Source organism: Siccirubricoccus phaeus (assembly GCF_008360935.1).
In the GTDB taxonomy this organism is placed as follows: domain Bacteria; phylum Pseudomonadota; class Alphaproteobacteria; order Acetobacterales; family Acetobacteraceae; genus Siccirubricoccus; species Siccirubricoccus phaeus.
Window position 1 is genome coordinate 194,967 of sequence record NZ_SRXO01000007.1, and the last position, 24,295, is coordinate 219,261.

Annotated in this window: 22 protein-coding genes; 9 read left to right on the top strand and 13 right to left on the bottom strand. The window is 72.5% G+C overall.

What is annotated here, in order from left to right:
* Window positions 1–96: 96 nt before the first annotated feature.
* Together cnbZ and E5N76_RS12380 are read left to right on the top strand one after the other, a co-directional pair.
* Window positions 97–879, top strand: a complete 783-nt coding sequence (gene cnbZ / locus E5N76_RS12375; RefSeq protein ID WP_235907679.1) for a 2-amino-5-chloromuconate deaminase CnbZ — start codon at window positions 97–99, stop codon at window positions 877–879.
* Window positions 876–1,385: a GNAT family N-acetyltransferase gene (locus E5N76_RS12380; RefSeq protein WP_149537607.1), complete on the top strand. Its 510-nt coding sequence runs from the start codon at window positions 876–878 to the stop codon at window positions 1,383–1,385. The genes cnbZ and E5N76_RS12380 overlap by 4 nt, the downstream gene beginning before the upstream one ends.
* A 162-nt stretch (window positions 1,386–1,547) precedes the next feature.
* On the opposite strand, the gene E5N76_RS12385 is transcribed toward E5N76_RS12380, so the two are convergent.
* The 9 genes from E5N76_RS12385 to E5N76_RS12425 form a co-directional block, all read right to left on the bottom strand.
* Window positions 1,548–4,121 carry a molybdopterin oxidoreductase family protein gene (locus E5N76_RS12385; protein WP_149537608.1) on the bottom strand — a complete coding sequence of 858 codons (2,574 nt, stop codon included), beginning with the start codon at window positions 4,119–4,121 and terminating at the stop codon, window positions 1,548–1,550.
* A 192-nt stretch (window positions 4,122–4,313) separates the two neighbouring features.
* Complete coding sequence (locus E5N76_RS12390; RefSeq protein ID WP_149537609.1) at window positions 4,314–5,849, bottom strand: sulfite reductase subunit alpha; 1,536 nt, start codon at window positions 5,847–5,849, stop codon at window positions 4,314–4,316.
* Window positions 5,846–7,561: a NirA family protein gene (locus tag E5N76_RS12395; RefSeq protein ID WP_149537610.1), complete on the bottom strand. Its 1,716-nt coding sequence runs from the start codon at window positions 7,559–7,561 to the stop codon at window positions 5,846–5,848. The genes E5N76_RS12390 and E5N76_RS12395 overlap by 4 nt, the downstream gene beginning before the upstream one ends.
* Window positions 7,561–8,760 carry an NAD(P)/FAD-dependent oxidoreductase gene (locus tag E5N76_RS12400; protein ID WP_149537611.1) on the bottom strand — a complete coding sequence of 400 codons (1,200 nt, stop codon included), beginning with the start codon at window positions 8,758–8,760 and terminating at the stop codon, window positions 7,561–7,563. The genes E5N76_RS12395 and E5N76_RS12400 overlap by 1 nt, the downstream gene beginning before the upstream one ends.
* Before the next feature lie 11 nt (window positions 8,761–8,771).
* Window positions 8,772–9,566 carry an ABC transporter ATP-binding protein gene (locus E5N76_RS12405; protein WP_149537612.1) on the bottom strand — a complete coding sequence of 265 codons (795 nt, stop codon included), beginning with the start codon at window positions 9,564–9,566 and terminating at the stop codon, window positions 8,772–8,774.
* A gap of 12 nt (window positions 9,567–9,578) precedes the next feature.
* Window positions 9,579–10,442, bottom strand: a complete 864-nt coding sequence (gene ntrB, locus E5N76_RS12410; RefSeq protein WP_207791958.1) for a nitrate ABC transporter permease — start codon at window positions 10,440–10,442, stop codon at window positions 9,579–9,581.
* 4 nt (window positions 10,443–10,446) lie between these two features.
* Window positions 10,447–11,712 carry a CmpA/NrtA family ABC transporter substrate-binding protein gene (locus E5N76_RS12415; RefSeq protein WP_149537613.1) on the bottom strand — a complete coding sequence of 422 codons (1,266 nt, stop codon included), beginning with the start codon at window positions 11,710–11,712 and terminating at the stop codon, window positions 10,447–10,449.
* 2 nt (window positions 11,713–11,714) lie between these two features.
* Entirely contained in the window at window positions 11,715–12,830 is a 1,116-nt protein-coding gene (locus E5N76_RS12420; RefSeq protein WP_187830131.1) for a CmpA/NrtA family ABC transporter substrate-binding protein, read from the bottom strand.
* A gap of 225 nt (window positions 12,831–13,055) precedes the next feature.
* Complete coding sequence (locus E5N76_RS12425; protein WP_235907680.1) at window positions 13,056–13,667, bottom strand: ANTAR domain-containing response regulator; 612 nt, start codon at window positions 13,665–13,667, stop codon at window positions 13,056–13,058.
* An 81-nt stretch (window positions 13,668–13,748) separates the two neighbouring features.
* Between E5N76_RS12425 and E5N76_RS12430 the strand changes: the two genes are divergently transcribed.
* From E5N76_RS12430 to E5N76_RS31585, 4 genes are all read left to right on the top strand, one after another.
* A complete protein-coding gene (locus E5N76_RS12430) occupies window positions 13,749–14,750 on the top strand; it encodes a Bug family tripartite tricarboxylate transporter substrate binding protein (protein ID WP_149537615.1) in 1,002 nt (333 codons plus the stop codon).
* 110 nt (window positions 14,751–14,860) lie between these two features.
* Window positions 14,861–16,339 (top strand): M20 family metallopeptidase, encoded by a 1,479-nt coding sequence (locus tag E5N76_RS12435; RefSeq protein ID WP_235907681.1) that lies wholly within the window; start codon window positions 14,861–14,863, stop codon window positions 16,337–16,339.
* Window positions 16,339–16,797: a dihydrodipicolinate synthase family protein gene (locus E5N76_RS31580; RefSeq protein ID WP_235907682.1), complete on the top strand. Its 459-nt coding sequence runs from the start codon at window positions 16,339–16,341 to the stop codon at window positions 16,795–16,797. The genes E5N76_RS12435 and E5N76_RS31580 overlap by 1 nt, the downstream gene beginning before the upstream one ends.
* Window positions 16,794–17,243, top strand: a complete 450-nt coding sequence (locus tag E5N76_RS31585) for a dihydrodipicolinate synthase family protein (protein WP_235907683.1) — start codon at window positions 16,794–16,796, stop codon at window positions 17,241–17,243. The genes E5N76_RS31580 and E5N76_RS31585 overlap by 4 nt, the downstream gene beginning before the upstream one ends.
* An 88-nt stretch (window positions 17,244–17,331) precedes the next feature.
* Here the strand turns inward: E5N76_RS31585 and E5N76_RS12445 are convergent, their stop codons facing one another.
* The gene (locus tag E5N76_RS12445) at window positions 17,332–18,534 is read right to left on the bottom strand and encodes a CinA family nicotinamide mononucleotide deamidase-related protein (protein ID WP_187830132.1); all 1,203 of its coding nucleotides are present in this window, start codon (window positions 18,532–18,534) and stop codon (window positions 17,332–17,334) included.
* A gap of 45 nt (window positions 18,535–18,579) precedes the next feature.
* Here E5N76_RS12445 and E5N76_RS12450 point away from each other — a divergent pair, with 45 nt between their 5' ends.
* Window positions 18,580–19,065, top strand: coding sequence for a flavodoxin family protein (locus E5N76_RS12450; RefSeq protein WP_149537617.1), 486 nt, complete (start codon window positions 18,580–18,582; stop codon window positions 19,063–19,065).
* Window positions 19,066–19,144: 79 nt separating this feature from the next.
* On the opposite strand, the gene E5N76_RS12455 is transcribed toward E5N76_RS12450, so the two are convergent.
* From E5N76_RS12455 to E5N76_RS12465, 3 genes are all read right to left on the bottom strand, one after another.
* The gene (locus E5N76_RS12455) at window positions 19,145–19,702 is read right to left on the bottom strand and encodes a phosphonate degradation HD-domain oxygenase (protein WP_149537618.1); all 558 of its coding nucleotides are present in this window, start codon (window positions 19,700–19,702) and stop codon (window positions 19,145–19,147) included.
* A gap of 299 nt (window positions 19,703–20,001) precedes the next feature.
* Window positions 20,002–21,591 (bottom strand): ABC transporter substrate-binding protein, encoded by a 1,590-nt coding sequence (locus tag E5N76_RS12460; RefSeq protein ID WP_149537619.1) that lies wholly within the window; start codon window positions 21,589–21,591, stop codon window positions 20,002–20,004.
* A gap of 156 nt (window positions 21,592–21,747) precedes the next feature.
* Window positions 21,748–22,713, bottom strand: coding sequence for a Bug family tripartite tricarboxylate transporter substrate binding protein (locus E5N76_RS12465; RefSeq protein ID WP_149537620.1), 966 nt, complete (start codon window positions 22,711–22,713; stop codon window positions 21,748–21,750).
* Window positions 22,714–22,907: 194 nt separating this feature from the next.
* Here E5N76_RS12465 and E5N76_RS12470 point away from each other — a divergent pair, with 194 nt between their 5' ends.
* Window positions 22,908–23,831 (top strand): SPFH domain-containing protein, encoded by a 924-nt coding sequence (locus E5N76_RS12470; protein ID WP_149537621.1) that lies wholly within the window; start codon window positions 22,908–22,910, stop codon window positions 23,829–23,831.
* Window positions 23,816–24,244: an NfeD family protein gene (locus tag E5N76_RS12475; RefSeq protein ID WP_149537622.1), complete on the top strand. Its 429-nt coding sequence runs from the start codon at window positions 23,816–23,818 to the stop codon at window positions 24,242–24,244. The genes E5N76_RS12470 and E5N76_RS12475 overlap by 16 nt, the downstream gene beginning before the upstream one ends.
* Window positions 24,245–24,295 lie beyond the last annotated feature (51 nt).

A 24,295-nucleotide genomic window follows, 5' to 3' on the forward strand; every position in this document is an offset into this window, starting at 1 on the left:
GTGGACCACCCCCCGGACCCCGGTGGGAGTTTCAGACCCGAGGGTTGAGCCTGCCGGCGCCACGGGGCGCTTCCCCGCGGGCGAATCGGTGGCACCATGCGCGCTCGCATCGCGGAGGCTGCCATGTACGAGACCAAGGAACGGCCGGCCGACGGCTACCGCTTCATCCCCGCCGTCTTCCAGTATTCCGCCGGCGTCGCCGCGCTGCCCGGCTTCCGGATCGAGCGGGTGCGCTTCGCCGATCCGGTGCCGCTGGCTGCCGGCTTCGCCCGCATCGCCGCCTATCTCCAGGCGCTGGGGCGGCCGCTGACCGCCTTCTGCGCCTGCGAGCTGCGCTCCCCGGGCCAGTTCACCGAGGCCGGCTTCCGCCAGTTCAACCTCGGCTACGCCAAGGTGCTGGGCGAATGGGGCATCATGGAAGGCAGCGTGAACCCCGTCGCCCGCAGCAATGTCTGCCCGGAGCTGGCGCCGCCCGCCGAGCCGGGCTTCCACGCCTTCAGCTACACCGTGCCGGAAGCCGGCGCGGGCCCGAGCTTCGTCAATGCCGGCAGCGGCGAGAGCACCGAAGGCAAGGGCAGCTATTCGGAGCAGACCATCGCCCTCGGCGACCTTTCCCCGGCCGGTATGCTGCGCAAGGCGCAATTCGTGCTGGGCGAGATGGAGCGGCGCATGGCGGCGCTGGGCGGCGGCTGGGCCAGCGCCACCGGCGTGCAGATCTACACGGTGCACGACATCCACCCCTTCCTGGGCGAGGAACTGGTGCGCCGCGGCGCCGCCCGGCATGGCGTGACCTGGCATTACTGCCGCCCGCCGGTGATCAGCCTGGAATACGAGATGGACGTGCGCGGTGTGGCGGTGGAACGGGTGATCCCGGCTTGAGCCCCGTCGCCGAGCTGCCGACGCGGCGGCTGGCGCTCCGCCCGCCGCGCCTGGCCGAGGCGCCGGCACTCTTCGCCTTCCTTGGCGATGCGGCGGCGATGCGGCACACCCATGCCGATGCCTCGCTGCGCGAGTGCCGCCGCCGGATCGCGGCGCATGAGCGGCGGCGGCGCCTGGACGGGGTGGCGCCCTGGACCATCCGGTTGCGGGAGGAGGGGCGGATCATCGGCTGGGGCGGGCTCTACCAGGACCCGTTCGAGCCGGGCTGGGGCATCGAGCTGGGCTATTTCTTCGCGCCGGCGGCCTGGGGCCAGGGCTATGCCAGCGAGCTGGCCCTGGCCTGCACCCATCTGGCCGACACGGCGCTGGGCCTGCCGCTGCTGACCGCCTTCGCCCATCCGGAGAATGCCGGTTCCCGCCGCGTGCTGGAGAAGGCGGGCTTCGTGGCCGAGCGCTTCCTGCCGGAGATGCAGCGCATTCTGTACCGGCGTCCGCGGCCCGGGTGATCGAGCGGCCGCCGGGGAAGGGCTTCCCCCGCCCGAGTTTGCGATTGAAGCATCGGGTCCAAACCCGCACCGGGGTCCGGGGACCGGTCCAGTCCCCGGCGGGGGGTGGCGGCATTGCCGCCAACGGGCGGGGCCCCCATTCTTACCTTCGGCTCCTGCGCTTCAGGCCGGCACCGGCATCCGCGCCAGCAGCGCGGCGATTTCCGGCTTGCAGGAGCCGCAGCCAGTGCCGGCCCCGGTCGCCGCCCCCACCGCCGCCACATCCCCTCCGCCGCAGCCGAGGATCGAAGCGGCGCTGACTCCATGGCAGACGCAGATGGTGGGGGAGGGGGGCGGGCCATCCGCCGGCACCCCGGCCAGCAGGGAGCGCCTTGCTTCCAGCCCGATCGCCGTCTGGCCGAACAGCCCCGGCAGCCAGTCGCGCGGCGGCAGCTCGGGCTCCCGGCCCAGGAACAGGGCCGCCAGCAGCCTGCCCTCCCGCAGCAGCGCGGCGCGGTGCAGGCCGATGGCCGCATCCTCCAGCACCACCCAGGCGGCGCCGGGTTCGGCCACCAGGGATCGCAGCCGGGCGAAGGCTTCGGCCGGGCGGTCCGTGCCGGCCAGCTCGTGCCGCCAGATGCCGCCTTCGGCCGGCAGCAGCGCCGCCCAATCGGCGATCTCCGGTGCCAGGCGCCGGCGGGCCAGGAGAAAGCCGTGCCAGGCCATGGGCGCCGGCACGACCCGCACGGGGGTGTGCTTCAGTTCCGGCTGGCCGCTGACCGGGTCCACCGCCGGGTTCACCGCGGCGTTCACCCGGGCGGCGGGGGCGAAGCGGTCGGTCCAGTGCATGGGGATGAAGAGGCTGCCGCGGGCCTGGCCTGCCTCCAGCTTCAGCCGCAGCACGGCGCTGCCCCAGCGGCTTTCCACCCGGACCAGGCCGCCCGGTTGCAGCCCTGCCGCGTCTTCGGGGTGCAGGGAGGCGGTCGGCTCCGGGTGGTGCGCCATCAGCCGGGGGACCAGGCCGGTGCGGGTCATGCTGTGCCACTGGTCGCGCAGGCGGCCGGTGTTCAGGCGCAGCGGGAAGGCGGCATCGGTGGCATGGGCGGGGGGGCGGAAGGGGGTGGGGACGAAGCGTGCCGCGGGCGCCAGCCGGCCGCCGGCCTCGCCCTGGCGCGGCACGGGCCAGCGGATGGGCGCCATGCCGGCGTAGGCGGCGTCGTCCAGCCCGGCGAGGCCGGAGAGGTCGAAGGCGCGCGGCGCCGGGCGGGCCAGCGCCGTCACCGCAGCGTGCTCGCGGAAGATGGCGGCCGGGCCGTCCCAGGCGAAGGCCTCGGCCCAGCCCAGCCGGGCCGCCACCTGCGCCACGATCCACCAATCCGGCCGCGCCTCGCCCGGCCAGCGGCGGAAGGGGCGCTGGCGGCTGATGACGCGTTCGGAATTGGTGACGGTGCCGTCCTTCTCGCCCCAGCCCAGGGCCGGCAGGCGGATGCGGGCCAGCGCCACGGTGTCCGAGTCGCGGGTGCAGTCGGAGGCGACGAGGCAGGGCACGCGCGCCATCGCCGCCCGCACGGCTTCGCTGTCCGGCAGGGAGACGGCCGGGTTGGTCGCCATCACCCAGAGCGCGCCGATGCGGCCCTCGCCGGCGGCGCGGAACAGCTCCACCGCCGTCGGCCCGGGGCCGGTGGCAAGGCTGGGGGCACGCCAGAATGCGCGCAGCGCCGTGACCTCCGCCGGGCGGTCCCAGTCCAGGTGGCCGGCGAGCATGTTGGCCAGCGCGCCCACTTCCCGCCCGCCCATGGCGTTGGGCTGGCCGGTGACGCTGAAGGGGCCGGCGCCGGGCCGGCCGATGCGGCCGCTCAGCAGGTGGCAATTGATGATGGCGTTCGCCTTGTCCGCGCCGGCCGAGGATTGGTTGGTGCCTTGGCTGAACAGGGTGACGGTGCGCGGCGTCTGCGCGAACCAGTCGAGGAAGGTGGCGAGCAGGGCTGGGTCGAGTCCCGTCTCGCCCGCCGCGGCGGTGAGCGCCGCGTCCAGCCCCGGCGCCGTGCTGCGGAAGCCCCGCGCATGCAGGTGGCGCAGCAGGGTGTTGAACAGCGCGACATCGGCGCCCGGGGCGATGGGCAGATGCAGATCGGCGCCCTCGCAGGTGGCGGTGCGGCGGGGGTCGATGACGACGAGGCGCATCCCCGGCCGCGACGCCTTCGCCGCCTGCAGCCGCTGGAACAGCACCGGATGGCACCAGGCGAGGTTGGAGCCGACCAGCACCACCAGATCGGCGAGTTCGAGATCCTCATACACGCCCGGGACCAGATCCTCGCCGAAGGCCCGGCGATGGCCGGCGACGGCGGAGGCCATGCAGAGGCGGGAATTGCTGTCGATGTTCCCGGTGCCGAGGAAGCCTTTCGCAAGCTTGTTCGCGGCGTAATAGTCCTCGGTCAGCAACTGGCCGCTGACATAGAGGGCAACGCCTTGCGGCCCGTGCTGCGCCAGGGCGCGCCGAAACCCCTCCGCCACCGCATCCAGCGCGGCATCCCAGGAGGCACGCTGGCCAGCCACCTCCGGATGCAGCAGGCGGCCGGGCTGGTCCAGCGTCTCGCCGAGGGCGGTGCCCTTGCTGCACAGCCGGCCGCGATTGGCCGGGTGCTCCGGGTCGCCGCGCAGCGTGCCGTCCGGCGCCGCCAGCACGCCGCAGCCGACGCCGCAATAGGGGCAGGTGGTGCGGACGGGGCGCGGCTCGGAGCTGCAGGTCTCGGTCATGCTGACGCGCCCATCTCAAGCGGATCTGTCGTAACGCTGCCGCGGCTTTGCCGCGACAGGACGTACCGAAGCGTCCGGCATCCGGCGCTCATCGGCCCCCCCGCGGCATCGCGCAGCGACGTCGTGGGGATTGCCATCGGGGCCCTCATGGCGGCACGCAGCGACGTCATGGGGATCAGACGTCGCGGGGTCCTAATAGACATCGCGCTGGTAGCGGTGCTGGCGGGCCAGGGCGACGATCCAGTCGCGCGCCTGGTCGGCGCTCATCCCGCCCTGGTCCATGGCGATCTGCCGCAGTGCGGCATCCACATCCTTCGCCATGCGGCTGGCATCGCCGCAGATGTAGAAATGGGCGCCATCCTGCAGCCAGCGCCAGAGATCTCCGGCATCCTCCCGCATCCGGTCCTGCACATACACTTTCCGCGCGCCGTCGCGGGACCAGGCGAGGGAGAGGCGGGTCAGCACGCCCTCCCGCTGCCAGGCCGTGATCTCGGCGGCGAAGAGGAAATCCGTGGCGCTCCGCTGGTCGCCGAAGAACAGCCAATTGCGGCCGCGCGCGCCGGTGGCGGCGCGGTGCTGCAGGAAGGCGCGGAAGGGCGCGATGCCGGTGCCGGGGCCGACCATGATGACCGGCGTGTCCGGCTTCTCCGGCAGGCGGAAATGGCTGGCCTGGACATAGGCGCGCAGCGGCGCCTCCGGCGCGGCGCGGAAGGCGAGGTGGCAGGAGGCGACGCCATCCCTGACGCGCCCGCGCCGCTCCGCCCGCACCACGCCGACGCAAAGCTCCACCTTCCCCGGCGCCGCCAGAGGCGAGGAGGCGATGGAATAGAGCCGCGGCTTCAGCGCGGGCAGGGAGGCGATGAGGTCGGCGACCGGCGGCCGCGCCGAAGGGAAAGCCTGCAGCAGGTCGAGCAGGTCGGCCTCCCGCGGCTCGGCATCGTCATCGCCGTCCGAGAGCTTGCGCAGCATCGCCGCCTCGCGCGGGTCCTTCGCCGCGCCGGCCAGCAGGTCGGTGGTGCGGTCCAGCGGGCGGGCGATGTCCTTCTCCCGCGCCAGCACCGGGCGCAGTGACTCCTCGGCGCCCAGCGCCGCCATCACCGCCGCCACCAGCGCCGGATCATTCTCCACCACCACGCCGAGGGAATCGCCCGGCTGATAGGCGAGGCCGCTGGCGGAAAGGTCCAGCACCACATGCCGCACATCCTTGGCGGAGCCCTCGCCGGTCAGCCGCGCGGCGCTGAGGAAGCCGACCGGCTCCCCCACCGGCCCCTGCGGCTTCGGCGTCGCAGCGGGCGCGGGGGCGGCCAGCGCCTCGGCCTCCGCCAGCAGCGCCTTCAGCGCCTTGGCCGTGGGCTTGCCGCCGGGAACGCAGAGGCTGGCGCTGGTCTCGGCGCCGCTCGCCAGGGCCTCGGCATAGCTCTGGCAGACATAGCCGCATTGCCCGCAATCGAGCTGCGCCATGGCCGCCATCAGCCGGCGCGCGCGGGGCCTGCCTTCGGCGAGGGCCAGCCGCTCCGCCAGCTCCAGCGCGGGGTCGTGCCAGGGGAAATCCTCTTCCGCCGGCACCGCCGGGGCGGGGGCCGCACCGGCTTCGGCGCTGCCATAGAGCCCGGCGAGAAAGCCGTTCAGCCAGGCGCGCTGGGCCGCGCTGAAGGGGGCGCTTTCCGGGATCACGGGCACCGGGGCGGGGCCGGGGAAAGCGCCGGTGAAGGGCGAGATCGCGTTCATGCGTCCTCCAGCGCCCGTGCCTCGGCCAGGGCCGCATCGGGCTGGCGGGCGCACCATTGGTGGAAGCTTTCGCCGGGCGCGGCGCGGCCCTGCTGCCAGGCCCGCAGCAGGGCGAGCACGGCCTCGCCCAGCTCCTCCGCCGCCACGCGGCGGATCAGGCGGCCGATCTTCTGCTCCGGCCCGGCGCCGCCGCCGACATGGAGATCGTAGCCCTCCACCATCTCCTCGCCGCGCTCGATCTTCGCGCCGAGCAGGCCGATATCGGCGATGTAGTGCTGCGCACAGGAATGGTGGCAGCCGGTGAGATGGATGTTCAGCGGGGCATCCAGGGCGATGCGGCGTTCCAGGAATGCCGCCAGCTCCGCCGCGTGGCGCTTGGTGTCGGCGGCGGCGAATTTGCAGCCGGCATTGCCGGTACAGGCGACCAGGCCGCCGCGGATCGCGCTCGCTGCCCAGCCCAGGCCGAGCTCGGCGACGGCCGCCTTGGCCTCCGCGATGCGGGATTCGGGGATGTCGGAGATGAGCAGGTTCTGCCAGACCGTCAGCCGCAGCGTCGCGCTGCCGCAGCGCTCGGCGATATCGGCGAGGCCGCGCAGATGCTCCACGCTCAGCCGGCCGACCGGGGTGGTGATGCCGAGATAGCAGAGCCCCGCCTGCTTCTGCGCATGCACCCCGATATGCCCGTGCTTCGCCGGCACCGGTGGCGGCGAAATCGCGGCGGCGCGGGGCAGGGGGCGGCCGAGGCGCTGCTCCACCGCGGCGAGGAAGCCCTCCACCCCCATGCGGTCCAGCACGTATTTCAGCCGGGCCTTGGCGCGGTCGGTGCGGCAGCCCTCGGCGATGAAGACGCGCAGGATGGCGTCGCAGACCGCCACCATTTCCGCCGGCGCCACCGCCACGCCGGTCTCCCGCGCGAAGTCGCGATGGCCGGTGATGCCGCCGAGGGTCAGGCGGAAGCGCACCCCCTCGGCCGTCTCCACCGCCGTCAGCGCGATATCGTTGGTCTCCTGCAATACCTCCACCACGCCGCCGCCGCTGACGGCGATGTTGAATTTGCGCGGCAGGGCGAAGAGGTCGCGGGTGTTGAGGATGTGGTGGTGCAGCGCGCGGACCAGCGGCCGCGTGTCGATCAGCTCCGCCGCATCGATGCCGGCGGTGGGCGAGGCGGTGATGTTGCGGATATTATCCGCCCCCGTGCCGCGCGGCAGCAGGCCGAGATCGCCGAGACGCATCACCACCTCCGGCCCCTTCGCCGCCGGGATTTCCCGCAATTGGAGGTTGGCGCGGGTGGTGATGTCGGCATAGCCGCCGGCGCACTCCTCGGCGATCTCGGCAATGCCGCGAAGCTGCCAGGCGGAGAGGATGCCGCCCGGGATGCGCAGGCGGCACATGAAGGCCTCCTGCGCCGGGCCGACATAGAACAGCCCGTGATAGCGGCCGATGAAATCGTCGATCGGCCTGGGGAAGCGCCCCTCGGCAGCGCGGGCGGTGAGTTCCTCCCAACGGTCCAGCGGGTGCTTCTCCCGCTTCGCCTGTTCCTGCGGCACCAGCTTGCCGCCCGCGGCCAGCACCTTGTCCTGCGCCGCGCGCAGCGCATCGGGCGGCGCACCCTCGGCGGCGGCGGGGCGCAGCGCGCCGCGGCGCGCCTCGACGCCGGCCATGAAGCCCTTCAGGTATTCCTGCTGTTCCAGGCTGAATCCGTCCTGCGGCATCACGCAGCCTCCCGCCAATGCGCCGGGCCGAAGGCGAGGAGCTGGCGCCGGCCGCCCAGGGCTCGCCCGGAGGCGATCAGGTCCAGGTAGAAGCCGGCATCCGCCGTGTCGCCATAGAGCACGGCGCCGATCAGCCGGTCATCCCGCAGCAGCAGGCGGCGATAGCTCTCCGCTGCCTCGTCGCGCAGCACGATGCTCTCCGCATTCGCCGCGGCGATGTCGCCCGCCGACCAGACCGCGGTGCCGGAGACCTTCAGCGCCGCGGCATCGGCGCGGGGCGCCCAGGCTACCGCCTCCCCGGCGATGGCGCGGGCGGCGATCTCGGCCTGCTCCAGCGCCGGCGCGACAAGGCCGATGCAGCGGCCGCGATGCTCCGCGCACTCGCCGATGGCGGTGATGGCAGGGTCGCTGGTCCGCATGGCGTCATCCACCTGGATGCCGCGGCCGATGGCGAGCCCCGCCGCCTCCGCCAGCGTCACCTGCGGCCGAATGCCGACCGCCATGACGACGAGCGAAGCCGGGACCAGGCTGCCATCCGAGAGCCGCACGCCGGTGGCGCGGGTGGCGCCCTCGATCGCCACCGTGCTCGCCGGCATGGCGAAGGCGATGCCGCGCAGGCCGAGCCGGCGGGTCAGCAACTCCCCGGCCGTGGCGTCGAGCTGGCGCTCCATGGGCCAGCCCACGGCATGCACCACCGTCACCTTCATGCCGCGCGCGGCGAGGCCCACCGCCGCCTCCAGCCCCAGCAGCCCGCCGCCGATCACCACGGCGCGCGCGCCTTGGATTGCGGCTCGGCGGATGGCCTGCACATCCTCCAGCGTGCGGTAGGCCACCACCCCCGGCAGCGCCGCGCCCGGCAGGTTGAGCCGGATGGCGGCGGAGCCGGTGGCCAGCACCAGCCGGTCATAGCGCAGCGCCTCGCCGCGCGCCGTCACCGCGGCCCCGGCTGCGCGGTCGATGGCGGCGATCGGCGTCGCCGGGCGGTAGGCGATGCCGGCCCCACGCAGCGCGGCGAGCGGATGGGTGATGAGGCCCGCCACCTCCGCCTCGCCGGTCAGCAGCTTCGACAGCGCCACCCGGTCATAGGGCAGCGCCGCCTCCGCGCCGGCCAGCGTCACGCGGGCGGCGGGCAGGGATTCGGCCAGACGAAGGGCGCAGCGCGTGCCGGCCGGCCCCGCTCCCACGACCAGGATGCGCATGGGATGGGCGCTCAGGCCGCGGCCAGCGCCGGGTTGGCGTGACGCGCATGGAGGAATTCCAGCACCGCGCTGCGCGCCGCGACGAAACGCGGATCGGCCGCCAGCGCCAGCCGGTCGCGTGGCCGCGGCAGCTCCACCTCCAGCACCTCGCCGATCCTGGCGTTCGGCCCGTTGGTCAGCATGACGATGCGGTCGGCGAGCAGCACCGCCTCGTCCACGTCGTGGGTGATCATCACCACTGTGGTGCCGCGTTGCGCGTGGATCTCCATCACCTGGTCCTGCAGATGCGCCCGGGTCAGCGCGTCCAGCGCGCCGAAGGGCTCGTCCAGCAGCAGCACCTTCGGCCGCATGGCCAGGGCGCGTGCGATGCCGATGCGCTGCTTCATGCCGCCGGAGATCTCGTTCGGCCGCTTGTCCTTCGCATGCGTCATGCGGACCAAGGCGAGGTTCTCCAGCACCCAGTCATGCCGCGCGGCGCGCGACATGGTCCTCGACAGCGTCTGGTCCACCGCGAGCTTGACGTTCTGGTAGCAGGTGAGCCAGGGCAGCAGGGAATGGTTCTGGAAGACCACGGCGCGGTCCGGGCCGGGGCCCTCCACCTCGCGTCCCTCCAGCACCACGCCGCCCGCCGTCGCCGGCAGCAGGCCGGCGATGACGTTCAGCAGGGTGGACTTGCCGCAGCCGCTATGACCGATGACGGCAACGTATTCGCCGCGGCGGATCGTCAGGTCGATCTCCCGCAGCACCGGCACTGGCGCGCGGGGGAAGGCAACGGAGAGCTGCGAGATGTCGAGGAAGCGGTCCATGAGAATCTCTCCTCAGCTCGCGGCCGTGCCATGGGTGACGAGGCGCCCGGCCAGCGCCACCAGCCGGTCCAGCGCGAAGCCCACCAGCCCGACATAGATCAGCGCCACGATGATGTCCGAGAGGTTGGAGCTGTTCCACGCATCCCAGATGAAGAAGCCGATGCCGACGCCGCCGATCAGCATCTCCGCTGCGATGATCGCCAGCCAGGACAGGCCGATGCCGATCTTGAGGCCGGTGAAGATGTAGGGCGCCGCGGCGGGCAGCAGGATCTTCCAGAAATAGGCCGGGCCGCGCAGGCGGATGACGGCGGCGACGTTGCGGTAATCCTGCGGCACGTTGCGCACGCCGACTGCGGTGTTGATGATGATCGGCCAGATCGAGGTGATGAAGATCACGAAGATCGCGCTGGGCTGCGCCTCCCGGAACGCCGCGAGGGAGAGCGGCAGCCAGGCCAGCGGCGGCACGGTGCGCAGCACCTGGAAGAGCGGATCCAGCCCCCGCATGGCGAAATCCGAGGTGCCGATCAGCAGGCCGAGGGCGACGCCGGCCACGGTTGCCAGCGCGAAGCCGAGCGCGACGCGCTGCAGGCTGGCGAGCAAGTGCCAGAACAGCCCCTTGTCCAGCCCGCCGCGGTCGAAGAACGGGTCGACGATCAGGTCCCGCGCATCCTCCCACACCTTGCTCGGCGGTGGCAGCGTCGCGCCAGGGCCGCTGGCGGCGAATTCCCACAACCCGACCAGCGCCGCCAGCACCAGCAGCGGCGGCAGCACCTGCAGCAGCACGGGCTTCAGCCGCGCGGCCCGCGGCAGCGCCGCCGGCAGGGGCCGGGACAGCGCGGCCGTGGCCGCGGCCGGTTTCGGGGCGAGCATGTTCATCGCGTCAGGCTCCGGCCAGCTTCTTGATGGAGAGGGAGGCGAGATAGGCGTCGGGGTTGTCGGGGTCGAAGACCTTGCCGTCGAAGAAGGTCTCGCGGCCGCGGCTGGGGCCGCTCGGCAGCTCCCCCGTCGGCACCCCGGCGCGCTCGGCCGCCTGGCGCCAGATCGCCTCGCGGTTTACCTGGGCGATCAGCGTCCTGGTGTCCGTCCCCTCCGGCAGCACGCCCCAGCGGATATCCTCGGTCAGGAACCAGAGATCGTGGCTGGGGAAGGGGTAGCTGGCATGGTCGCGCCAGAATTTCATCAGCAGCGGGCTGCTCTCCACCTTGCGGCCATCGCCGTAGTCGATGTTGCCGCGGCTGCGGTTGAGGATGTCCGCGACGGGCACGTTGAACCAGGCGCGGCGGCCGATGATGCTGCACATCTCCGGCTTGTTCGCATCCTGGTCGCACCAGCGCTGCGCCTCGATGACCGCTGCCGTCAGCGCCACCGCGGCGTTCGGGTGCTTCTCCACCCAATCGGCGCGCAGCCCGAGCGACTTCTCCGGATGGTCGCGCCACAGCTCGCCGGTGACGGCAGCGGAGAAGCCGATCTTCTGGTTAACGAGCTGGTCGTTCCAGGGCTCGCCGACGCAGAAGGCGTCCATGGTGCCGACCTTCATGTTCGCCACCATCTGCGGCGGCGGCACGACGATGGTCTGCACGTCCCTGTCCGGGTCGATGCCGGCGGCGGCCAGCCAATAGCGGATCCAGAGATCATGGGTGCCGCCGCGGAAGGTCATCGCAACCTTGCTCTCGGTGGTCAGCGCCCGCTTCAGCGTGCCGGCGTCGATGGTCGGCTTCAGGGCCCTGTGCTTCTCAGCGACCGAGAGCGCCTGGCCGTTGGTGTTCAGCCGGGCCAGGATCACCATGGGCACCGGCTGGTTGTTCTGGGTGACGCGGCCGGTGGTCAGCAGATAGGGCATCGGCGTCAGGATATGCGCGCCGTCGATGCCGCCGCGCTCGCCGCCGAGGACGAGATTGTCGCGCGTCGCGCCCCAGCTCGCCTGCTTGTTCACCTCCACATCCGGCAGGCCGTGCCTGGCGAAGAAGCCCTTCTCCTTGGCGATGATGAGCGGCGCGGCATCGGTCAGCGCGATGTAGCCGAGGATCGCCTTCTTCACCTCCGGCGTCGTCGGTGCTTGTGCGAAGGCGCCGCGCGGCGTGGCGGCGCGGGCGGCAGCGAGCAGGGACGCGGTGGCGGCGATCGCGTGGCGGCGGGTGAGGCGCATGGTCAGGCGGTCTCCGGCAGGTCGGCAGGCGGTTGCGAGGCGATGGGGGGCTCCGGCTCCCGCAGGCGGGCGGCGGCGGCGCGCCAGATATCCTGGCGCCAGGGGGCGAGGGCGGCGCTGTCCGAAAGCCCGGCGGGCACATGGCCCCAGCGGCGCATCTGCCGTAGGAACCAGGCGGCCTGCTCGCGTCGCGGCAGGGTGGCGGTGCGGAAGCGCAGCGGGGCGGCCTGGGGCAGGCCCTGGGCCATGCCGTCGAAGGCGGCGGCGATGGTCGGCGCGGCGAGGCCGGGGAAGGCGCGGCGCTGCAGGATGCGCACCGCCTCCGCCTGGTTCGCCGGCTCCTCCAGCCAGCGCGTCGCGGCGATCAGCGCCGCGGTGCAGGCGATGGCGCTTTCCGGGTCCTGCGCCGCATAGGCGGCGTCGAAGGCCAGCACCTTTTCCGGATGGTTCGGCCAGATATCGCCGGAGGAGAGGGCGATGGTGCCGACGCCCAGCGCCGCGGCCTGGCTGCCCCAGGGCTCGCCGGCGCAGAAGCCGTCGATCAGCCCGTCCTGCAGCCGCTGCGCCACCATGGGCGGCGGCACGGTGACGAGGCGGAGGTCGCGGTCCGGATCCAGCCCGCCCGAGGCGAGCCAGTAGCGCAGCAGGTAATTGTGCGAGGAATAAGGGAAGACGACGGCCAGGGTGAGCGGCCTTTCCCCCGCGCCGTCGCGCCTGCGGACCAGCGCGGCGAAGGCGCTGGCGGCGAGCGGCGGGGTGAAGCGGCCCAGCGCCTCGGCGAGCGGGCGGGAGAGGGTGATGGTGTTGCCATTGGCGCCGATGCCGGCGGCGACCGTCAGCTTCGCCTTCACCCCGTCCAGCCCCGCCGCCAGCGCCAGGGGCAGCGGGCCGAGCAGATGCGCCGCATCCAGCGCACCGAAGGCGAGCTTGTCGCGGATGGCCGCCCAGGAGGCTTCGAGCGAGAGCGCAACCCGGAGCCCGACGGAATCGAACAGCCCGAGCTCCTCGGCCACCAGCAGCGGGGCGGCATCCGTCAGCGGCACGCAGCCGATGCGCAGCGTGCGCAGCACGGGGCGCTTCAGGGCCGGGCGAACGGGGGAATCGCTGTCCAACGGCATCTGGGCGGACCTCCGGCCGGAAAGCCAGATGCGGGCCGCCATTGGACCGCGGGATCAGGGAAGCGGGGACCGGGTGGGGCGCCGCGTTGCGCCTCACCACGTGGCGCACGCCGTTGCGCGCCGCCGCCTGGGGATTTTCTACGGGCGCCTTGGGCGGCGGGTCAAGAAAAATGCGTATCCCGTAGGCACATGGCCGACGTGGCGTACGTTTAGACTATATTTCGATCAATCTGCCCCGTTTTCCTGCAGAAGACTGGCGGCTATCGCCGCCAGGCGCTTGCCCCGGTCCATCGCCATGCGCCGCAGCCGCCGATAGGCTTCCGGCTCGCTCAGCCGGTCCCGCCGCATCAGCAGCGCCTTGGCGCGGTCCACCAGCTTCCGCTCCTCCAGGTCGCTGCGCGCCGCCGCCAGCTCCTGCTGCAATTTTTGATGCGCGCGGAAGCGGCGGATCGCCACCTCCATCACCGGCCGGACGCGCGCCGGCGCCATGCCCTCCACCACATAGGCCGCGACGCCCGCTTCCAGCGCCGCCTCGATCTGCTCCGGCTCGGCCTTCTCGGCGAACAGCACCACCGGCCGCGGCTCGTCCCGGTGCAGCGCGCGCATGCCTTCCAGCTCGTCGCGGGAGGGGTCGTCGAGGCCGCAGACGATCACCTCGGCGCCGGTGTCCCGGACCCGCTGCACCAGATCGTCGATGCCGGCGGCGACCGCGACCACGGTGCAGCCGGCCGTGACCAGGCCCTGCTCCACGGCGGCCGCCCGCTCCCGGTCGCTGTCCACAAGCAGAACGCGCAGCGTGGTGGCCCTTCGATCCACACTCAACACGTCGTTGCTCAAGCATGGATCGTGCCGCGGCACGGATTGCCTCGGGGCGGCAGCTCGGGCAGGCTTCCCGCAAGACGCGAAACAGGAAACGCCATGCGGAACGGCATCCCGCGCCGCCTGCTGCCCGGCCTTGCGGCGGTCGGCCTGGCCTTCCCGGGCCTGGCTGCGCCCGGCCTGGTGTCCCGGGGCCGGGCCCAGGCGCCGGCCTGGCCCGGCCGGCCGGTGCGGATCATCATCCCCTTCACTCCGGGCGGCAGCAATGACGTCATCGCCCGGCCGCTGGCGGAGCGGCTGCACGCGAAGCTCGGCCAGCCCTTCGTGCTGGAGAACCGGCCGGGCGCCGGCAGCGCGGTGGGGGTGACGCTGACGGCCCAGGCGGCGCCGGATGGCTACACGCTGCTGGTCACCACCTCCTCCGTCACCGCCATCGGGCCGGTGCAGGGCACGGGGTTCGATCCGGCGGCGGAACTCGAAGCGGTGGCGCTGCTCGCCCGGTCGCCGCTGGTGGTGCTGGTGCCCGCTTCGTCACCCTTGCAGGACATGGCGGCGCTGGTGGCGGCGGAGAAGGCGCGGCCCGGCAGCCTGCACTTCGCCAGCTCCGGCCCCGGCAGCACCACGCATATCGTGGCGGAGCTGTTCAACCTGCGTGCCGGCACGAAGCTGCAGCACGTGCCTTATCGCGGCACCGCCCCGGCGCTGACCGATCTGGTCGCCGGCCGGGTGGATGTGATGTTCACCACCCTCGCCGCCGCGTCCGGGCAGGTCCGCGCCGGGTTGCTGCGCATCCTCGCCTATACCGGGGATGACCGGCCGGGCGACGCGCCGCCCGCGCCCTCGGTGAAGGCATCCGGCATCGAGTATGAGGCGGCGATCTGGTGGGGGTTGTTCGCGCCGCGCGGCCTGCCGCCCGGGCTGCTGGCCCGGCTGAACGCGGTGGTGAACGAAGTGGTGGCGGAGCCGGCCTATGCCCGCCACCTGGCCGCCGAGGGCGCCCTGCCGGCGCCGATGGCCCCGCCGGATTTCGCCGGCTTCCTGCGGCGGGAGGTGGCGGAGATGCGGGAGGTGGTGGCGGCGGCCCGCATCCGGCCCGATTGACCCATGGCCCCGCCGGGTCACTATGCCTGCCCGGCGGCTTCCCCTCGCTGATATGATGTCTCGGGAGGCAAGGATGGCCATCGCTGGCGGCGGCCAGCACCTTGCCGGCCATGATCCGGAACCCTGAAGGCACGGGCCTGAGCATGACGCAGAACACCGAGGAAATCTGGCGCCTGATCGACGCCAAGGTGCCGGAATTCACGGCGCTCTCCGACCGCATCTGGCACATGCCGGAGCTGGCCTATACCGAAACCCGTTCCTGCGCCGAGCACACCGCCATGCTGCGGGAGCAGGGCTTCCGGGTGACGGAGCAGGTGGCGGGCATCCCCACCGCCGTCATGGGCGAGGCGGGGGAGGGCGGGCCGGTCATCGCCATCCTCGGCGAGTATGACGCGCTGCCGGGGCTTTCCCAGGAAGCCGGGGTGGCGGAGCAGCGGCCGCTGCCCGGCCCGGGATTCGGCCATGGCTGCGGGCATAATCTGCTCGGCGCCGCCTCCCTGCTGGCGGCGACGGCGGTGAAGGATTTCCTGGCGGCGAACAACCTGCCCGGCCGCGTCCGCTACTATGGCTGCCCGGCCGAGGAAGGCGGCGCCGCCAAGGGCTTCATCGTGCGGGACGGCGCCTTCGCCGATGTCGATATCGCCATCTCCTGGCATCCGGCGGCCTTCGCGGCGGTGCAGGAAGCGGTGTCGCTGGCCAATACCCGCATCGATTTCAGCTTCCAGGGCCGCGCCTCCCACGCCGCGGCGGCGCCGCATCTCGGCCGCTCGGCGCTGGATGCGGTGGAGCTGATGAATGTCGGCGTGAACTACATGCGGGAACACATGCCGAGCGACGCCCGCATCCACTACGCCTATCTGGATGCCGGCGGGGTCGCGCCCAACGTCGTACAGCCCACCGCCAAGGTCCGCTACCTGATCCGGGCGCGGGATTTGGTGGAGCTGCGCGCCCTGATCGCGCGCGTGCGCAAGATCGCCGAGGGCGCGGCACTGATGACCGAGACGAAGATGGCGGCGAAGGTGGTCTCCGGCGTCTCCAACCTGCTCGGCAACACGCCGCTGGAACGCGCCATGCAGGCCAATCTGGAGCGGCTCGGCCCGCCGCCCTTCGACGAGGCGGATCACGCCAAGGCCGCCGAATTCCAGGCGACGCTGAGCGAGGAGGACATCGCCTCGGCCTGGCGGCGCATCGGGCTGCCGATGCGGAAAGGCGTCTCGCTCTGCGACGTGGTGCCGGGCCTTGAGGTGAAGGGCGCGCCGATGATGGGCTCCACCGATGTCGGCGATGTCTCCTGGGTGGTGCCGACGGTGCAGGCACGCGGTGCCACCTACGCCATCGGCACGCCAGGCCATTCCTGGCAGCTCACGGCGCAGGGGATGCTGCCGGCGGCGCATAAGGGCATGGTGCATGTGGCGAAGGTGATGGCCGGCACGGCGGTGGACGCCATCCGCGACCCGGCGCTGGTGGCGGCGGCCAAGGCCGACCTCGCCGCCCGCACCGCCGGCCACCCCTATGAGCCGGTGCTCTCGCCCGAGGTGCAGCCGCCGCTGACCATGTCCCTTGGCGACACGTCGAGGAGCGCCGCCTGATGTTGCTGGATGAGAGCGCGCGCGGCGTCTTCGTCATCACGCCGACGCCCTTCACCGAGGCGAGGGCGCTCGACCTCGCCAGCACCGACCGGATGATCGAGGGCTTCCTCGCCGCCGGCGCCGCGGGCTTCACCATCCTCGGCATCATGGGCGAGGCGCCGAAGCTGGAAGCGGCGGAGGCGCTGGAATTCGCCCGGCGCGTGCTGCGGCGCGTCGATGGCCGGGTGCCGGTGATCGTCGGCGTCTCCGCCCCGGGCTTCGCCAGCATGCGGGCGCTGGCGCGCGGCGCCATGGAGGCCGGCGCGGCCGGCGTGATGATCGCCCCTCCCGGCGGGCAGCGCGGCGACGACGCCGTGATCGCCTACATGGCCCAGGCCTCCGAGGCGGTGGCGCCGGCGCCCTATGTGCTGCAGGACTATCCGCAGGCGACCGGCACCTTCATCTCGCGGTCGGGATGATCCGGCGCATGGCGGAGGATCCGCGCCTCGTCATGCTGAAGGCGGAGGATTGGCCGGGGCTCGACAAGCTGACGGCGCTGCGGCGGCTTTCGGCCGAGGGGAAGCTGCGGCGCCTCGCCATCCTCGGCGGCAATGGCGGGCAATTCCTGCCGGAGGAGCTGGCGCGCGGCGCCGATGGGGTGATGACGGGCTATGCCTTCCCGGAGATGCTGGTGGCGGTCTGCCGGCTGATGGCGGCGGGCGAGCGCGTGGCGGCGCAGGACGTGTTCGACCGGCACCTGCCGCTGATCCGCACGGAATTGCAGCCGGGGCTGGGGCTGGCGGTGCGGAAATACGTGTTGCAGAAGCGCGGCCTCATCGCCAGCGCGGCACTGCGGGCACCGGGGCCGAAGCTCTCGGCGGAGACGATGGCGGAGGTGGATTTCCTGCTGGGACGGCTGGGGTAGGGGCGGGGAAGCGCCCCCAACCCTCTCCCGCCTTGCGGAGGTAGCACCGCCGCCAATGGGACCCGCGCCGCGGGGCGGCGCGGGGTGGTCAGCCCCGCCGCTCGAAATCCACCGCCTCATCCACCGGCAGCCCCTGCAGCCAGCGGCGCAGCACGTCCAGCCCCATCTCCGCCGCGCCCAGCCGCACCCGCTCCCGGTCGCCGACCAGCAGCGCTTCCCGCACTACCTCGCCGCCGCCATCCACCAGGCCGATGGCGATGCGGCCGCCGCCCTTGTCCACCGCCGCCAGCACCGCCAGCGCATGGCTGGCGCCGCTTTCCGCCCGCAGCCTGGCCGCCTGGGCCAGCGCCGTGGCGCCATCCGCCGCCATGGGCGGCAGCACCAGGCCCTGGCGGAAGCGCGTCTCCGCCCCCGGCACCTGCACCAGCCGCGCGGCGATGCCGCCGCCGGTCAGCGTCTCCGTCACCGCCAGCGTGCCGACATCCAGCGCGGCGATCACCGCGCCTTCCAGACTCTGCTCATCCTCGGCGATGATGAAATTGCCGAGGCGCTGCCGCACCTCCGCCTCCAGCGGCGCCAGGATCGCCTCCAGCGCCGCCGCATCCGCCGCGCGCGCCGCCAGCTTGGTCTCGAGCTGCGGGTAGTGCGCCTGGAAGCCGAGCTTCACCGCGCCCTCCGGCGCCATCGCTTCGAGGCCCGAAAGCATCTGGTCGGCGCGGCTTTCGCCGATGCCGAAGGAGTGGAAGCGCTTCAGCCGTGTCACGCCGGCGCGGCCCTCCATCGCCAGCAGGCGGGGGATGATCTGCTCATCCAGCATGCGATGCATTTCCCGCGGCACGCCGGGGGTGAAGTAGAAGCGGGCGCCACCGATCGTCACCGCGAAGCCGCAGGCGGTGCCGATCGGGTTGTCGATGAACTCCGCCCCCTGCGGCAGCATGGCCTGCTTGCGGTTGTTGGGCGGCATGGGGCGGTTGCGGCTGGCGTAGAAGGCTTCCATCCGGGCCAACCAGGGCGCGTGCAGCACCAGGGGCACGCCGGCGGCCTCGGCGGCCATTTCCTGGGAGAGATCGTCCACGGTGGGGCCGAGCCCGCCATTGACGATGACGACATCGGCGCGGGCGGCGGCCTCGCGGAAGGCGGCGCGCAGCGCGTCGCGGTCGTCGCCCACCACGGTGCCCCAGGTGACGCCGAGATCGACCTCGACCAGCCTTCGGGCGATATGGCTGTAATTGGTGTTGATGGTCTTGCCGGTGAGGATCTCGTCGCCGGTGCAGAGGATTTCGATGCGCATGGGTTTCCTTCCCCCTGGCGACAAGATAGCGCAGGTGCGGCGACGATGAAGACGCTGCTGGTGGTGTACCATTCCAGCACGGGCGGCACCCGGCAAATGGCGGAGGCGGCGGCGCGCGGCGCGGCGGCGGAGGGGCGGGTGGTGCTGCGCCGTGCCGCGGCGGCGGGGCCGGCGGATGTGCTGGCGGCGGATGGCTATCTTTTCGCCTCGCCGGAGACGCTGGCGGCGATCGCCGGGCCGATGAAGGATTTCTTCGACCGCTGCTATTACCCGGTGCTCGGGCGGATCGAGGGGCGGCCGCATGCGCTGCTGGTCTGCGCCGGCAGCGACGGGCAGAACGCCATTCGTCAGATGCGGCGCATCGCCACGGGCTGGCGGCTGCGGGAGATCGCCGAGCCGGTGCTGGTCTGCACGCGGGCGCAGACGCCGGAGGCGATCCTGGCGCCGAAGACCATCCCCGCCGAGGCGCTGGCGCGCTGCGAGGAGCTGGGCACGGCCTTCGCCGCCGGGCTGGCGATGGGGATCTACTGAGCGTCGAGAGCGACCCCTTCGACCCCGTCGAGCGCAGGCGAGAGCGTGCCTCGACCGGATTGCTGCGTGGCGGGAGTGGCTACGCCGCCGGCTTCAGGCAGGCCGCGACATAGGGCAGGAAATGCCGCACCGGCGGCGTCTCCAGCCCCTTCACCTTCGCCGCCTCGTCGAAGCGGCGGAGCCGGACCGCCGCCTCGGCCTCCGGCAGGGCGGCGAAGGCAGCAGCCTCCGCGGCCGACATCGGCCCGCCCTGCAGCGCGAGGCTGAGCACCGAATCCTTCGACAGCTTGCCGAAGTAATCCGGCTCTACGGCGCAGAGATAGCGCTTGGCGGCGACATGCAGCCGCACCGGCTCCGTCACCTCCGGCCCGAACCAGGCGGTGAGAAAGGCATGGCCCAGCTCCTCATGCCTGTCGTCCACGCCCTGCTCGGCCGGGTTCTCGCCGAGGTCATGCACCAGATGCCCGACGTCATGCAGCAGGGAGGCGGTGATGAGCGCGGCGTCGCCGCCCTCCTGCTCCGCCGCCCAGGCGGATTGCAGGGCGTGCTGGCGCTGGGTGACGTCGTGCAGCCCGTACTGGCCATCGGCCTTCAGGGTCAGCAGCTCCTCGATGCGGGCAAGGCGGGGGTCGGGCATGGCGATGGCTCCCGGGCGGCGACTGGCCGGACCCTAAACTTGGCCAGACATCCGGACAAGTTTCTACCGACGGATTTCACACCCCTGCAACACTCCATGGGGGCCTCCCCTCCGGGCCCTGGCCTGAGCCTGCCGGTTCAACCGTCGGGTCCAGAACTCAGACCGGGGTCCGGGGCCAGGTCCTGGCCCCGGCGGGAGTGCAGAGGGCAGCGCCCTCTGCTAGCAGCGCCGCCGCCGCCAACGGGCGAAGCCCCCGATCTGCCTTCTCGTTTCTCCCGGCATGGGCCGGAGCCCCCGCCTCACCCCCGCCGCAGATTCCAGAACAGCGAGAACCCGCCCAGCATCCCGGCCAGCTCCGCCTTGTGCGCCGTCCGCGCCATGATCTGTCCGAGCGGCAAATAGGGGATGTCGACGAAAAGCTGCGCCTGGATCTCCCGCGCCAGGCGCAGCCGGTCCCCCTCGGTCGTGGCCGCCAGCCATTCGTCGCGCAGTGCTTCCAGCCGGGGGCTGGTCGGCCAGCCATTGCTCGCCGCCGTGCCGGTGCCGCGCAGATACTGGTGCACCGCGGGGTCGAGCTGATCGAGCCCCGACCAATAGGTGTGGAAGACGTTCCAGCCGCCCTGCTCCGGCCCCTCCCGCCGCCCCAGACGCTGGCGCATCGTCGCCCAATCGGTCGCCTGGTAATCCACGTTCAGCCCGAGTTGCTTCAGCAGGTCGGCGCCGACATCCGCCAGCGCCTTCAGCGTCGGGAAGTCGGAGGGCGAGAGGACCACCACCTTCTCGCCCTTGTACCCCGCCGCCTGCACCGCGCGCCTGGCCGCCGCGACGTCGCGCGGGTTGGTCAGGGCGGCCAGGCCGGCATCATTGGCCAGCGGCGTGCCGGGCGGGAAGGCGCCGATGCCCTCTCGCCAGCCATCCGCCACATCGCCCACCACCGCGGCCATGAAATCCGCCTGGTTCAGCGCCGGCAGCAAGGCGCGGCGCAGCGCCGCATTGTCGAAGGGCGGGACGAGCTGGTTGAAGCGCATCACCGCGATGTAGCCCAGCGGATCCGGCGTCCAGACCTTGATCCGGCGGTCGCGCAGCAAGGGCGGCAGCAGGTCGAAGGTCGGCGCCTCCCACCAATCCACCTCGCCGGTACGCAGCGCCGCAGCGGCGGTGGAGGGGTCGGGGATCACCTGCCACTCCACCCGGTCGAAATGCACCACCTTCGGCCCGGCGGTGAAGCTCGGCGTGCCCTCGGCGCGCGGCACATAGGCGGGGTTGCGCTCATAGACCACGCGGGCGCCGGAGACCTGCTCCGAGGCGACGAAGCGGAAGGGGCCGCTGCCGATGATCTCGGTGATCTGGCGGAAGGGGTCGGTGGCCGCGATCCGCTCCGGCATGATGGCGCAGACCGGCGAGCCGGCCTTGCCCAGCGCATAGGTCAGCAGGTCGAAGCGGCGCTTCAGCCGGAAGCGGATGGTGCGGTCGTCGGGCGCGTCCAGCGCCTCCGTCGCCGCCAGCAGGGAGCCGCCGATGCTGTCCCGCCTTGCCCAGCGGCGGATGCTGGCCACCGCGTCGCGCGCCAGCACCTGCTCGCCATCATGCCAGCGCAGCCCCTCGCGCAGGCGGATCTCCCATTGCAGCCCTTCGGCGGAGGTGGTGTGGCCCGCCGCCATCTGCGGCTGGATGCGGAGCTGGTCATCCATGCCATAGAGCGTGTCGAACACCATCAGCGCGTGGTTGCGCGTGACATAGGCGGCGGTGAAGACCGGATCGGCGATGCCGAGATCGGCCTGGGGGACGAATTTCAGCACGCGCGGCGCCTGGGCGGCGCCAAGGCGCGGTGCGGCCAAGGGACCGAGGAGCGTGGCGCCGGCAGCGAGCAGGGGGCGGCGGCCGATCACGCGCGGCGCCTGCGCTGGGTGAAGGGGGGCGGGCGGTGCATGCTATTCTCCTGGCGTATGTCGTGCAACATGCCCGTGCCGCCGCCTATTGTCACCTCCCACAGCGTGGATGCAGGCACGGCCGGGCGCCATCGCCGCCTCCGGCGGGCGGCACGCTCACTCGACGGAGGCCCCCGACGCCTTCACCACCTCCGCCATGCGCGCGATCTCGGCGAGCTGGAAGCTGGCGAAATCCTCCGCCGTGCTGCCCACCGGCCGGTAGCCGAGCTGCTGCAGCCGCTCCCCCACCGCCGGCTGCCGCACTGCCTTGGCCGTCTCCTCCGAAAGCCGCGCCACCACCGGCGCCGGCGTGCCGGCCGGGGCGAAGAGGCCGAGCCAGCTCCGAAAGCTGTAGCCCGACACCGCCTCCGCCACCGCCGGCACCTCCGGCAGCTCCTCCGCCCGCTTCGGCCAGGTGATGCCGAGCGCCCGCACCTGCCCGGTGCGGTATTGCGTGATGCTCTCCACCACCGGGGAGAAGATCAGGTCGATCCGGCCGGAAACGAGATCCGCCATGGCCGGCGCCCCGCCGCGGTAATGGATGGGGTTCATGCGCACCCCCGCCTGCTGCTCGAACAGCACGGCAGCGATGTGCTGGGAGGTGCCGCCGCCCCCCGTGCCGTAATTCAGCCCGCCGGGCCGCGCCTTGGCCAGGGCGATCAGCTCGGCCGTGCTGCCGGCCTGGACGGAGGGATGCACCACCAGCAGGCAGGCGCTCTCCACCACCAGGGAGATGGCGGAGAAATCCTTCGCCACATGGAAGGGCAGGTTGGGGAAGAGCGACTGGTTCACCGCATGGGTGCCCATGGAGGCCATGACCATGGTGTACCCATCGGGCGCGCTGCGGGCGCAGGCCTCGGAGGCGACATTGCCGCCGGCGCCGGTGCGGTTCTCCACCACCACCTGCTGGCCGAGCGCGGTGCCGAGGGCCTGGGCGACGATCCGGGCGGTGGTGTCCGTACTGCCGCCGGCGGCGAAGCCGACCAGGATGCGGAGGGGGCGGTCCGGGGTCCACAGGGGCTGGGCCCGCGCTGCCAGGGGCAGGGCGGCCAGCACCGGCAGCAGGCTGCGGCGCTGCATCATTCTCGTTGTCCTCCCTGCGGGTCTTTGCCCGCCACGGAAAGGCTAGCGATTCACCCCGGCCATCTCCACAGGAACCGCATGCGCCGGCGATGCGGCGAACACAAGCCGGTGTCCTCCGCCGCGCCGCCGGTCCGATGCGCATCGGCAACCTGTGCGGGGAAGGCTAGACTGGCCGGAAACCAGGGGAGCGCCGCATGACCGGTGGCCAGATCGTTCTCATCGTCCTCCTGCTGCTCGCGGTCTTCACCGCGGCGCGCGGCATCCGCACCGTGCCGCAGGGGGAGGTCTGGACGGTGCAGCGCTTCGGCGCCTTCACCCGGCTGCTGCAGCCGGGGCTGAATTTCATCATCCCCTATGTGGACGCCATCGGCCGCCGGATGAATGTGCAGGAGGTGGTGCTGGACATCCCGGAGCAATCCGTCATCACCAAGGACAACGCCTCGGTGGCGGTGGACGGCATCGTCTATTACCGGGTGATGGACCCGGCCAAGGCGGCCTATGCGGTGCAGAACCTGGAACAGGCGCTGACGGCGCTGACCATGACCAATATCCGCAGCGTGATCGGCGAGATGGACCTCGACGCGACGCTCTCGGGGCGGGAACGGATCAACTCCTCCCTGCTCACCATCCTGGACGGCGCGACCGATCCCTGGGGCGTGAAGGTCAGCCGGGTGGAGCTGCGCAAGGTGGAGCCGCCGGAGAATCTGGTGCGCGCCATGAACCTGCAGATGACGGCAGAGCGCGAGCGCCGCGCCACGCTGCTGAAGGCGGAGGGCGAGAAGGCGGCGCTGATCCTGGCAGCCGAGGGCCGAAGGGAGAGTGCGATGCGGGATGCCGAGGCGCGGGAGCGCCTGGCCCAGGCCGAGGCAACGGCGACCCGCGCCGTGGCGGAGGCCGCCGCCGGCGCCGGCGAAAGCGCGCTGCGCTACTTCATCGCCGACCGCTATGTGAAGGCCTTCGAGGCGATGGGCACCAACCCCGCCCACAAGCTGGTGGTGGTGCCGATGGAAGCGGCGGGGCTGGCGGGCGGCATCGCCCAGGCGCTGGAGCTGCTGCGCGGGCCGGGCGGGACGCCCCCCGCGCCGCCGGCCGGGGAGAGGCCATGGAGCCGGGGCTGATCTGGATCCTCGCCGGGCTGTTGCTGCTGGTCGCGGAGCTGATCCTGCCGGGCATCTTCCTGCTCTGGGTCGGGCTGGCGGCGATCGGCACCGGGCTGGTGCAGATGGTGACCGTCACCACCTTCGCCATGGATGCGACCAGCTTCCTGGTGCTGCTGGGGGCCGGCATCTGGCTTTCCCTGACGTTGCGGCAGAGCCGGCCGCCGCGCGGGGCCCGGGTGAATGCGCCCGGCGCCGGGCTTATCGGCCGCAGCGGCATGCTGCTGCCGGTGGAACGGCACGGGCTGCGGGTGCGGATCGGCGACAGCGACTGGCCGGCCCGCCTGCCACGGGACATGCGGGTGCCGGAAGGGCCGGTGCAGGTGCGGGTGGAAGGGGTGGACGGCACCACGCTGATCGTGAAGCCGGAATAGTATCCGGCCGCCGAAGGGGTGGGGTGGGCTTGAACCGGGGCCGGGGACGGG

What these genes read in the sequence shown, in the direction of transcription:
- E5N76_RS12475 (WP_149537622.1), top strand. Translation starts at nt 23,816, where the DNA reads ATGGAGCCGGGGCTGATCTGGATCCTCGCCGGGCTGTTGCTGCTGGTC.
- E5N76_RS12390 (WP_149537609.1), bottom strand. Translation starts at nt 5,849, where the DNA reads ATGAACGCGATCTCGCCCTTCACCGGCGCTTTCCCCGGCCCCGCCCCG.
- E5N76_RS12400 (WP_149537611.1), bottom strand. Translation starts at nt 8,760, where the DNA reads ATGCGCATCCTGGTCGTGGGAGCGGGGCCGGCCGGCACGCGCTGCGCC.
- E5N76_RS12395 (WP_149537610.1), bottom strand. Translation starts at nt 7,561, where the DNA reads ATGCCGCAGGACGGATTCAGCCTGGAACAGCAGGAATACCTGAAGGGC.
- E5N76_RS12470 (WP_149537621.1), top strand. Translation starts at nt 22,908, where the DNA reads ATGACCGGTGGCCAGATCGTTCTCATCGTCCTCCTGCTGCTCGCGGTC.
- cnbZ (WP_235907679.1), top strand. Translation starts at nt 97, where the DNA reads ATGCGCGCTCGCATCGCGGAGGCTGCCATGTACGAGACCAAGGAACGG.
- E5N76_RS12405 (WP_149537612.1), bottom strand. Translation starts at nt 9,566, where the DNA reads ATGGACCGCTTCCTCGACATCTCGCAGCTCTCCGTTGCCTTCCCCCGC.
- E5N76_RS12385 (WP_149537608.1), bottom strand. Translation starts at nt 4,121, where the DNA reads ATGACCGAGACCTGCAGCTCCGAGCCGCGCCCCGTCCGCACCACCTGC.
- E5N76_RS12430 (WP_149537615.1), top strand. Translation starts at nt 13,749, where the DNA reads ATGCGGAACGGCATCCCGCGCCGCCTGCTGCCCGGCCTTGCGGCGGTC.
- E5N76_RS31585 (WP_235907683.1), top strand. Translation starts at nt 16,794, where the DNA reads ATGATCCGGCGCATGGCGGAGGATCCGCGCCTCGTCATGCTGAAGGCG.
- E5N76_RS31580 (WP_235907682.1), top strand. Translation starts at nt 16,339, where the DNA reads ATGTTGCTGGATGAGAGCGCGCGCGGCGTCTTCGTCATCACGCCGACG.
- E5N76_RS12415 (WP_149537613.1), bottom strand. Translation starts at nt 11,712, where the DNA reads ATGCGCCTCACCCGCCGCCACGCGATCGCCGCCACCGCGTCCCTGCTC.
- ntrB (WP_207791958.1), bottom strand. Translation starts at nt 10,442, where the DNA reads ATGAACATGCTCGCCCCGAAACCGGCCGCGGCCACGGCCGCGCTGTCC.
- E5N76_RS12435 (WP_235907681.1), top strand. Translation starts at nt 14,861, where the DNA reads ATGATCCGGAACCCTGAAGGCACGGGCCTGAGCATGACGCAGAACACC.
- E5N76_RS12455 (WP_149537618.1), bottom strand. Translation starts at nt 19,702, where the DNA reads ATGCCCGACCCCCGCCTTGCCCGCATCGAGGAGCTGCTGACCCTGAAG.
- E5N76_RS12465 (WP_149537620.1), bottom strand. Translation starts at nt 22,713, where the DNA reads ATGATGCAGCGCCGCAGCCTGCTGCCGGTGCTGGCCGCCCTGCCCCTG.
- E5N76_RS12420 (WP_187830131.1), bottom strand. Translation starts at nt 12,830, where the DNA reads ATGCCGTTGGACAGCGATTCCCCCGTTCGCCCGGCCCTGAAGCGCCCC.
- E5N76_RS12450 (WP_149537617.1), top strand. Translation starts at nt 18,580, where the DNA reads ATGAAGACGCTGCTGGTGGTGTACCATTCCAGCACGGGCGGCACCCGG.
- E5N76_RS12445 (WP_187830132.1), bottom strand. Translation starts at nt 18,534, where the DNA reads ATGCGCATCGAAATCCTCTGCACCGGCGACGAGATCCTCACCGGCAAG.